Consider the following 9341-nt stretch of genomic DNA (forward strand, 5'->3'; position numbering starts at 1 on the left):
GCGGCGGCCGTCACGGGTGGTGATGAAATCGGCATCGCCGCGATCCTGCATGCGGGCGGCGAAGGTCTCGAAGAGGTTCCGGCTCATTTGAGGTTGTCTCCCTTGGCCATTTTTCTGGCGAGTCAGTCATGTTGCACCAGGCTGGCTGGGCTGCAAAGCATCGGACGCTGATCGGCAAGAAATTCTTGTACAGGCGAGGATATGGGTATAGCTTTTTCCGTGTTGCGTGGAATTACCGGGAAATGAGCAAGACAATCCTCGGAATTAACAAGAAGCGATGGGGCAGGAGGCCTAGGGTTTAAAGGGAGAGGGCTGTCGCTGATCAGGAGCGGGAGTGTTCGCCTTGCAATAAACAAATAATGTACAAGAATATGGAGTTCGATATGACCTTCAAACTGTCAACAACCGCCGTCGCGGTCAGTGCCGCGATGCTGACCCTGTCTGCCGGTACTGCGCTTGCCTCCAATGGGGAAAGCCTGGGCAGCGACCCGATTCGTATCGTCATGCCCTATGGTGCAGGCGGCAGTACGGATATCACCGCTCGCATCATCGCGGCCAACGCCGCAGAACACTGCGGCAGCCGTATCGACGTGGTCAGCATGCCGGGTGCAGGGGGCATGGAAGGGCTGCAGTTCGTGGCCGATGCCGAGCCCAACGGCCATACCATCCTGATGGCCGATTATTCCGCCACCATCACCCAGACGCTGACCGAGGACACCCCTTGGGAAGTCGAGGACTGGGTGCCCATCGTTCACCTGACCGACTGGAAGCCCACCGTCTACGTCAAGGCCGACCACGATATCCAGAGCATCGAGGACTGGATCGAGCTGGCCGAGGCCGAGCCGAACAGCCTGGTCTTTGGCCATGCCGATCCGCTGAGCCTGGTGCACCTGCCGCTGGTGATGCTCGAGCAGGAAACCGGCATCCAGAACGTTCACCTGCCGACGACCGGCGGCGGCGAGACCCGTACCATGATCCTGGGTGGCCATATCGACCTGGGCATGACGCTGCCCCCCTCCATCGTCTCCAACGTCAATTCCGGCGAGGTCACCGCCATCGGCGTCTTTGCCGACGAGCGTTCCGACGTGCTGCCGGACGTGCCCACCTTCCGTGAGGCCGGGTATGACGTCTCCTTCGAGGCACCGCTGCTGGTCTACGCCTTCTCCTCCGTGCCGGAGTCGATCCAGCAGGAGCTTTCCGAGTGCATCATGCAGGGCCTCGAGACCGATACCGCGCAAACCATGTCCACCCAGGCCTCTGCTGGACTGGACAACGTGCAGGGTCTGGAAAGCGCCCAGGCGATCTATCGCGACACTACCCAGCGGGTCAGGGATGTCCTCGCTGCGATAAACCAGGACTGACACCCACCCTGGAAGCCCGGAGCCGAGCCACTCGGCTCCGGCCGTCTTGTCGTGACCCTTCCAGCCTCGCCGGAGAGCGCTGATGCTTGATCTTCTTGTTGAGGCCAGTGCACTGGCCTTTCATCCCTATGTCTTGATGTACGTGATGCTCGGGGTGCTGCTTGGCATTACCCTGGGCGCCATCCCGGGCCTGTCGGGCGATATGGCCATCGCCCTGTTGCTGCCCTTCGTCTTCTTTCTCGAGCCGGCCATGGCGATGGGCTTGCTGGTGGGTATCTACAAGGGTGGGCTGTTCGGCGGTTCGATCGCGGCGATCTCCTTCGGCGTCCCCGGGACGCCGGGTGCGGCGGCTACCAGCATCGACGGCTACCAGGCCAAGCTCAAGGGCAAGCCGAGCAAGGCGCTGCACACCGCGCTCTACTCCTCGGTGATCGGCGATACCACCAGCGACCTGGTGCTGATCTTCATCGCCGTACCGCTGGCGGCGGTGGCGCTGACCTTCGGGCCGATCGAGTTCTTCGCCCTGTACGCCTTCTCGTTGATCCTGATCGCCGCCCTGAGCCAGGGCATGGTGGCCAAGGGCCTGGCGGTGGCCGCCATCGGTATCCTGCTGGCCATGATCGGCCGGGACCCCATCACCGGGCGACGCGGCTCACCTTCGGCATGCCGGGACTTTCCGGTGGCCTGAGCCTGATCCCGGTGCTCATCGGCATCTTTGCCATTTCCGAGGTGGTGGTGCAGGGTTCGAAGCTATGGCGACGCAAGGTCGACAAGCTGATGGACGACGTCGCCGAGCAGGCGAGCCTGCTTCAGGGCTATGACATCAGCAAGGACAAGCTCACCTGGCTGAATTCAAGTTTACCCTCAAGGCCACCTACATCGGTGCGGCGGTGGGTACCTTCATCGGCGCGCTACCGGGGGCGGGGCAGTCGCTGGCGGCCTTCATGAGTTACGGCCTGGCCCAGCGTTTCTCGCGTAAACCCGAGGATTTCGGCAAGGGGTCGCTGGAGGGGATCGCCAGTGCCGAGTCCGGCAACAGTGCCACGGCGGGCTCAACCTTCATTCCGCTGTTCGCCTTCGGCATTCCCGGCAGCGCCACGGCGGCACTGTTCGGCGCGGCCTTCATCCTGATGGGCATGACGCCGGGGCCAAGCCTGCTCACCGACAACACCGAGATCATCTACGCGCTGTTCCTGACGCTGATCTTTGCCAACCTGGTGAACCTGGTGCTGGGCAAGGTTCTGCTGCCCTACTATTCGCGAATCGCCATGATTCAGCCGGGCTTCATGATCCCCGGGGTGTTCATCCTGGCCATTGTCGGCACCTACGCGGCCAACAACTCGGTGGTGGATGTGTGGGTGCTGCTCTTCGCCGGGGCGCTGGGCGTGACCCTGCGGCTGATGAGCTTTCCGCTGGCGCCGCTGGTGCTCGGTTTCATCATCGGGCCGGGAGCCGAGCGGGCGCTGCGTCAGTCGATGATCATGGGCGGCGGTGACTGGGCAGTGCTGATCAAGAGCCCCATTGCCATCGGTTTCTACGTTGCGGCCTTCGCACTGATCCTGCTGTTCACCTTTGCCTTGAGGGCCAAGAAATGAATCGCACAATCGTGAAAGAGTTGCTCTCGGCGGCGGTCATGCTTTCGCTCGGTATCGCGGGCCTGATCCACATCCAGTACGGGGCCTGGCGGCCGGCGCCCCTGGTGCCGTCCTATATCATGCCGCAGACGGCCTATTACTTCCTGATCGGCTCGGGGCTCTGGGTGCTGGCCATGCTGGGGTTCTTCACCCTGCGTAAACGAGAGTCGGCTCTCGAGCGGCCGGGTGCCAAGGACCAGGATCTGGTCGCCATCGGCCTCTCTTCGGGCCTGATGCTGGGTGGTGCCATCATCTACTTCTGGCTGGTGCTCAACCTGGGGCTGATCGTTTCCACCGTGGCGTTCAATGCCGTGCTGATCGCGGTGCTGGCCCCCAACCTCAGCCTGAAGGGGTTGCTGATCGTGCCGCCACTGATGGGAGCCGCGGTATGGCTGCTGTTCATCAAGATGATCGGCATGACGCTGCCGCCATCCTTGTTGTTCTAGAGCGGAGGGTTCTGCACCGCCCGGGTGCCCTGGCGCCCGGGCGGTGCCACCGGTCTGGCTGGTCGCCTTGAGATTGGGCAGGCGCGCCAGCAGCTCGGCGGTGATCGGCAATCCTTGTTCCTATCGAAGCCGACTCTCTGCAGGTCTGATCGTAGTGGTTTACGATCATTGTTGTTGCTGGCTTTTCAGTAGACTCGGAAAATAATCGATTTTTCCGGTTGACAGATATTTTCTACTTGCCTAGTCTCAACTCCATATGCACATGGTATACCAAGGTTCGGGGCCGGCGTGCTCTGGGCCCGAGCCACTGGTAACACATCGACAAGACGCACCGAGGTTGCCCTGGATATGCCATCCTTGGGAGAGTTCAAGCAAGGCCTGATCAAGGACTACAACGACGTCAACAGTCGCATCTTCGGCATTGGCGTGGTGCGCCAGAAGGTCGATGTCGTTGGCGACAAGCTGATCATCATTGCCCTGCACAAGCGCGTGCCCTCCCTGGCCTATCTGAGTGCACTCAACAGCAATGTCAGTGAGCTGGCCGATCACTATCTGATCAAGGGGTTCAAGAACGAATTCAAACAGCTTCTGGTAGAGAAATACGGTTTCGACGTGATGACGATCTTCAAGGATTACGACGCCGAAGCCGAGCTTTCCGCTACCGTGGTGGTGATGGAAAAGGATGTACGCGACTACCTCTGAGAGCCTGAGTGCGACAGAGAATAGCCCGTAAATCTTCGACGAGAGATCGTTGACTGGTGATGTGAACTCGCCCTGAAGCGGTGAGTGCTCAATGACCGTCAGCCCAGCCCGAGGCAAGTGCCTCCGGGTTGTGCTGGCGGTTTTTTTCGTTATGAGAGGAGGAAAATTATGGCTAACGTAGCTGATATCGTTAACGCACTGAGCGTGATCACCGGGGGAAGGACGGTGTCGTCCATGGCAGAGGTGGAGCGTGGCGATCACCCGTTCGTGATCCTCAAGTCATCAGGGATTCACGGGAAGTCTGTACTGGAGATTCCCGGCCTGATCTATGGCGATCCGAACAAGGCGATCCGCAAGGTGGCTGTCTGCATGACCATGACCGAGCTTGTCATCGAACTGGCCGGGGCCACCGGGGTGGATGCCGTGGTGGCGCATCATCCCATTGCGGATGCTGCCAGCTGCGGTGGGGTGACCCTGAAGAACTACCTGGACCTCTACGACGTGGCCGGGCTTGAGTGTCACGAAGCCTTCCATGGCCTGCATCCGGGCATACCCTTCCTGCACGGTCACAAGGTGGTCAAGGGAAGCATCGCGTACGGTGGTGTCCACGGCAACATCATGTTCGTCGGTAGGGCGCTTCCCGAGGTCAACACCCTTGGCGACATTCTCGACCGGCTGGGGCGCTACATGGCGCTCGACCAGGATCGGGCACTGCTGGCGGAAGAGCGTCTCGTTAGAGGCATCGAGGCGATCCGGGAGACCAGCGTCGAGACCAGTGGGTTCATCCATCTCGGGTCACGCGAAAGTCGGGTCGAGAATATCCTGCACATCTTTCCGCATACCGGTTTCTCACCCGATAACCTGCGGCAGGCGGTGGAGGAGAATCCCGATACCGATACCGTGGTTGCCTCCATAAGCCGCGTCTATGCCGGACATGAGCTGCTCGAGACCGCCGAGGAGCTGGGCCTGAATTTCATTGTGGGAAACTGTCATGTCATGGAGATTCTGGAGAATGGTCTGCCCCTGGCCTACGCCCTTGATGAGTTGCTCGACGGGGTGGAAGTCGTGCTGTTCCGGGATCGGGTTACCTCTACCCCAGTGAAGATGGTGGGAAATACCTCCCTGCAGACCTATGCGAAAGAGATGTCGGCCCAGCACTTGCTTGGCAAGAATGCCATGAGCAACGTGTGACTATTCCGTTTTTCACAAGCGGTTCAATAACAAGAGACTTGCCATGAAGACTTCCGTTACTACCCCAGACTCGAAGAAAGAAAAGCTACCCGACAGCAAGCGAGCATGGAAGAAGATCGAGGTGGTCGGCATCGTGCTGCTCGGTATCTGCCTGCTGCTGCTGATGTTCTCGCCGACGAGCCTGTCGGGCCTGTTCAACTCGATCATGGAGTCGGTTCAGCCGGTGGTCGTCGATGTATTCCTGACCGGGGTGGTGGGTACAGCCATCATCGTCAGCGTCATTATCGGACGGCTGCTGGAAAGGCTGGGCTTCACCGACGCGCTGGTGCGTATCTTCGTGCCCGCCATGAAGCTGATAGGGGTGAACCCCGCCGTCATCATTCCCAGCGTCTACAACATATTCGGCGACATCAACGCGGCCGGGAAGATCTCGGGGCCTATCCTGAAGCGGGCTGGTGCCACCAAGGATGAACAGAAGCTGGCCATTGCCACCATGGTGCAGTCGCAGCAATCCTTCTCCACGTTCATGCTGGGGATGATGGCGCTGACCTTTGCCGGCGTGAATGTCTTTGTCGTGGTGCTGCTGGCAGTCTTCATGCCGCTGATTGTCTCGCCGCTGCTGTTGTCCAAGCTGCTCTACCGCGACGTCAAGCGGGTCGAGATCGGCAACCTGCCGACCTTCACCCCGGAGCGCGATTTCCTGCCGACGATGTTCAGCGCCGCTCGGGAGGGGGTGGAACTGCTGCTGTTGATCCTGATTCCAGCGGTGGCCCTGGTGTTCGCGGTGATCGGCGTGCTGGATTACATCGGCATCTGGGCGGCGATCGAATCGTCGCTGGGCAGCGTCATGCTGTTCTTGAACATTCATCCGGAAACCGGCGTACTGTCGATACTGGTCAGCCCGACCCTAGCCATGGGCCAGCTCCAGGCGATGGCGGGGGAGATCGATCCCTCCCTGGTGGTCGGCTCCTTCGTCCTGGCCTCGTCGGGCCTGCCCCTGTCGGCGGTATTCGGCCAGGTACCGGTGGTCTGGGCGGAAAGTTCGGACTTGAGCGAGCGTGAGGCGATGGGGGCCGCCGTGCTGGGGATCACGATGCGGCTGGCGACGGCATTCCTCATCGCTTTCTTTGTAACGCCGCTGGTGGTCTGACGCCTATGACATGGCCAGCGATTGGCGCGTTCCCGAGCGGCTCAGCAACTGGTCGGCGAGGTCGTGAAAATCGTTGGCCACGTAGTCGAAGCTCGGGTCGATGGTCAGGTCGGGCCTGGCATGCGGCCCGAACTCCAGCGGCCGCATCACGAAGGCGGTGCGCAGCCCCTCGCTGTGTGCAGCCTTGAGGTCGTCCTGGTGGGCGGCCACCATCATGATCTGTTGGGGGCTGAGGTCCAGCAGCCGGGCTGCCATGCGGTAGACTTCGGGGTCGCGCTTGTAGTGTCGGGCCAGTTCGGCCGAGAGGACGCAGTCCCACGGCAGGCCGGCCTGCTTGGCCATATTGACCAGCAGCGACATGTTGCCGTTGGAGAGCGGGGTCAGGATGAATCGCTCGCGCAGACGGTGCATGCCGCCCACGGCATCCGGCCAGGGCTTGAGCCGGTGCCAGGCGCGATTGAAATTGGCCTTGTCGGCTTCCGACAGCCCGGTAACGCCGAAATCGTCGAGCAGGCGATCGAGCGTCATGCGGTGCAGCTGGTCCAGGGAGGTCCAGGAGAGGCGTCCCTGGCGAACCCGGTTCATCGAAGGGGCATAGCCGGCACGCCAGGCATCGGCAAAGGCGGCCCAGTCGACATCCAGGCCACGGGCTCGTCCCAGGGACTCCCCTTCATGGATCACGCTGCTGCGCCAGTCGACCACGGTGCCGAAGACATCGAAGGCCAGGCAGCGGATATCGGCGAGTTGTGGCGGGGTCAGGCTCATGCCATCACTTCCTTGTCAGACGCTAGTCCACACTGTAATTGTATGCAATTCGGCTCGATTTCCGCCAAATGTAGGCCTACAGTGCTTCTCATGCAAATAGTTGTGCACGATTTGCATTGCGACCTTGGTCGACACCCGGCAGGAAGCCGGGTCGGCAAGGCGCCCCGGGCCGGACTCTCACTGCAAGGAGCCAATCAATGACTGCTGCCGACCGCGTCTATCAGATCATCCGGAAACGGATCCTCGACGGGCAATACCCTGCTGGTAGTTATGTGCGTGAAGCGGCCATCGGCCAGGAGCTGGAGCTCAGCCGAACGCCGATTCGTGAAGCCCTGAGGCGACTGGTGTCGGATGGCTGGGTAGAGGCCATTCCCCATCACGGTGCCCAGGTGGTTTCCTGGACCCAGCGTGACGTGGAGGAGGTGTTCGAGCTAAGGTCCTGCTCGAGCCCCAGGTGGCGCGGCGCGCGGCCTCACGCATCGAACCTGGCCAGCTGGACAAGCTCGAGTCGCTGGCTGGGCGGATGGAAGCGCTGTGTCGAGACGAGGGTGAGGGTGCCATCGAAGAGATCGCCATCCTCAACGATGACTACCATGCCCTGCTCATGGCGGCGGCGGGCAGCCCGCGTCTTCAGCGCCTGCTGGAAACCATCGTCCAGGTGCCGGTCTCGCGTCGCAGCTATCACCACTATACCCGGGAGGAGCTGGCTGGCAGCATGCACCATCATCGTGAACTGCTGCGTGCCCTGGCCGCCGGGGATGGCGAGTGGGCGGCATCGGTGATGCGGGCCCACCTGCTGGCGGCACGGGCAGCCAGATGCGCTTCGCCGCCTGCGTGGAGGAGCCCAAGGCTGCCAGGGGTGTCGCTGCTTCGACCTCCGGTCCAGCGTAGGCCTTGCTTTGCCCTGTGGCATCCAGTGCCGCCTGACCGCAGGGAATGTTGCCCGGGGAGCCTTGTCACACCAAGGTGAACCCCATCTTCACGTGCCCAGTTGCCATTCGGAGCCGCCATGTTTCCCCCGTTCACCCTTCGTTACTCCCGTTTGCCCGAACGTTTCTTCGCGCCCTTCGATCCCGTGCCCGTGACGTCGCCCCGGCTGGTGGCCTTCAACCGACCCCTTGCCCGGGAGCTGGGCTTCGACCTGGAGTCGTTCGATGGGGAAGAGGCCGCCGTGTGGTTTTCCGGCAACGTGGTACCACCGGGTGCCGAGCCCTTGGCCCAGGCCTATGCCGGGCACCAGTTCGGCGGTTTCGTTCCCCGGCTGGGGGATGGCCGTGCCGTGCTGCTGGGTGAGGTGACAGACCGGGAGGGTCGGCTGCGAGATATCCAGCTCAAGGGGGCCGGTTGTACGCCGTTCTCCCGAGGGGGGTGGTCGTGCGCCGCTGGGGCCGGTGCTGAGGGAGTACCTGGTCAGCGAGGCCATGCACGCCATGGGCATCCCCACTACCCGGGCCCTGGCGGCGGTGACCACCGGCGAACGGGTGGTCCGTGGCATTCCCGAGCCAGGTGCCATCCTGACTCGTGTGGCAGCCAGCCATATCCGGGTCGGCACCTTCCAGTACTTTGCCGCCCGCGGCGATACCGATGCCGTGCGTCAGCTGGCCGACCATGTGGTGTCGCGACACTATCCCGAGCTTGGCAAGCTGTCCGGCAATGAGCGCTACCTGGCGCTGGTCGAGGCGATCCAGGCCCGTCAGGCGGCGCTGGTGGCGCGTTGGATGGGTGTGGGTTTCATCCATGGCGTCATGAACACGGACAACACCACCGTGTCGGGGGAGACCATCGACTACGGTCCCTGCGCCTTCATGGAAACTTACGATCCCGGTACGGTGTTCAGCTCCATCGACGAGGGTGGGCGTTACGCCTATTCCAACCAGCCCTGGATTGCCCAGTGGAACCTGGCGCGGTTGGCCGAGACCCTGCTGCCGCTGATCGACAGCGACGAGGAGCGGGCGGTGGAGCGGGCCACCGAGCTGATACAGGCCTACCCGGCGCAGTACGAGGCCGAATGGCTGGCCGTGATGCGCGCCAAGCTGGGCCTGACCCTCGAGGACGGAGGCGACCAGCGACTGGTCGAGTCGCTGCAGGAAGC

Annotated in this window: 8 protein-coding genes and 3 pseudogenes; 10 read left to right on the forward strand and 1 reads right to left on the reverse strand. The window is 62.1% G+C overall.

Annotation, left to right across the window (positions count from 1 at the left end):
- The first annotated feature begins 383 nt into the window (after window positions 1–383).
- The 7 genes and pseudogenes from Q427_RS14975 (at window position 384) to Q427_RS15005 (ending at window position 6484) form a co-directional block, all read left to right on the forward strand.
- On the forward strand, window positions 384–1361 hold the full coding sequence (locus tag Q427_RS14975; RefSeq protein WP_043515348.1) for a Bug family tripartite tricarboxylate transporter substrate binding protein: 978 nt from the start codon (window positions 384–386) through the stop codon (window positions 1359–1361).
- 145 nt (window positions 1362–1506) lie between these two features.
- Window positions 1507–2309 (forward strand): annotated as a pseudogene (locus tag Q427_RS35400) (tripartite tricarboxylate transporter permease).
- The gene (locus tag Q427_RS35405; RefSeq protein WP_269321251.1) at window positions 2252–2956 is read left to right on the forward strand and encodes a tripartite tricarboxylate transporter permease; all 705 of its coding nucleotides are present in this window, start codon (window positions 2252–2254) and stop codon (window positions 2954–2956) included. Before Q427_RS35400 ends, Q427_RS35405 begins: the two are co-directional and overlap by 58 nt.
- Window positions 2953–3441, forward strand: a complete 489-nt coding sequence (locus Q427_RS14990; protein ID WP_043515338.1) for a hypothetical protein — start codon at window positions 2953–2955, stop codon at window positions 3439–3441. Before Q427_RS35405 ends, Q427_RS14990 begins: the two co-directional genes overlap by 4 nt.
- A gap of 348 nt (window positions 3442–3789) precedes the next feature.
- The gene (locus tag Q427_RS14995; RefSeq protein WP_043515341.1) at window positions 3790–4143 is read left to right on the forward strand and encodes a Na-translocating system protein MpsC family protein; all 354 of its coding nucleotides are present in this window, start codon (window positions 3790–3792) and stop codon (window positions 4141–4143) included.
- A gap of 168 nt (window positions 4144–4311) precedes the next feature.
- The gene (locus Q427_RS15000) at window positions 4312–5334 is read left to right on the forward strand and encodes a Nif3-like dinuclear metal center hexameric protein (RefSeq protein WP_043515344.1); all 1023 of its coding nucleotides are present in this window, start codon (window positions 4312–4314) and stop codon (window positions 5332–5334) included.
- A gap of 43 nt (window positions 5335–5377) precedes the next feature.
- Window positions 5378–6484, forward strand: coding sequence for a hypothetical protein (locus tag Q427_RS15005; protein ID WP_043515346.1), 1107 nt, complete (start codon window positions 5378–5380; stop codon window positions 6482–6484).
- A 3-nt stretch (window positions 6485–6487) separates the two neighbouring features.
- Here the strand turns inward: Q427_RS15005 and Q427_RS15010 are convergent, their stop codons facing one another.
- Entirely contained in the window at window positions 6488–7249 is a 762-nt protein-coding gene (locus Q427_RS15010) for a haloacid dehalogenase type II (protein ID WP_051496408.1), read from the reverse strand.
- Between the two features lie 197 nt (window positions 7250–7446).
- Between Q427_RS15010 and Q427_RS36950 the strand changes: the two are divergent.
- The 3 genes and pseudogenes from Q427_RS36950 to Q427_RS15020 form a co-directional block, all read left to right on the forward strand.
- Window positions 7447–7629: pseudogene (locus tag Q427_RS36950) on the forward strand (GntR family transcriptional regulator); the annotation flags it as partial.
- A gap of 59 nt (window positions 7630–7688) precedes the next feature.
- On the forward strand, window positions 7689–8219 hold the full coding sequence (locus tag Q427_RS28970) for a GntR family transcriptional regulator (RefSeq protein WP_081786023.1): 531 nt from the start codon (window positions 7689–7691) through the stop codon (window positions 8217–8219).
- Window positions 8220–8258: 39 nt separating this feature from the next.
- Window positions 8259–9341, forward strand: a pseudogene (locus Q427_RS15020) (protein adenylyltransferase SelO); the annotation flags it as partial.

The sequence above is a fragment of the Halomonas sp. BC04 genome (assembly GCF_000568385.1).

Bases quoted from the DNA above. Each gene is read 5' to 3' on its own strand.
- Q427_RS14975 (WP_043515348.1), top strand. From the start codon at position 384: ATGACCTTCAAACTGTCAACAACCGCCGTCGCGGTCAGTGCCGCGATG.
- Q427_RS14990 (WP_043515338.1), top strand. From the start codon at position 2,953: ATGAATCGCACAATCGTGAAAGAGTTGCTCTCGGCGGCGGTCATGCTT.
- Q427_RS15005 (WP_043515346.1), top strand. From the start codon at position 5,378: ATGAAGACTTCCGTTACTACCCCAGACTCGAAGAAAGAAAAGCTACCC.
- Q427_RS15010 (WP_051496408.1), bottom strand. From the start codon at position 7,249: ATGAGCCTGACCCCGCCACAACTCGCCGATATCCGCTGCCTGGCCTTC.
- Q427_RS14995 (WP_043515341.1), top strand. From the start codon at position 3,790: ATGCCATCCTTGGGAGAGTTCAAGCAAGGCCTGATCAAGGACTACAAC.
- Q427_RS15000 (WP_043515344.1), top strand. From the start codon at position 4,312: ATGGCTAACGTAGCTGATATCGTTAACGCACTGAGCGTGATCACCGGG.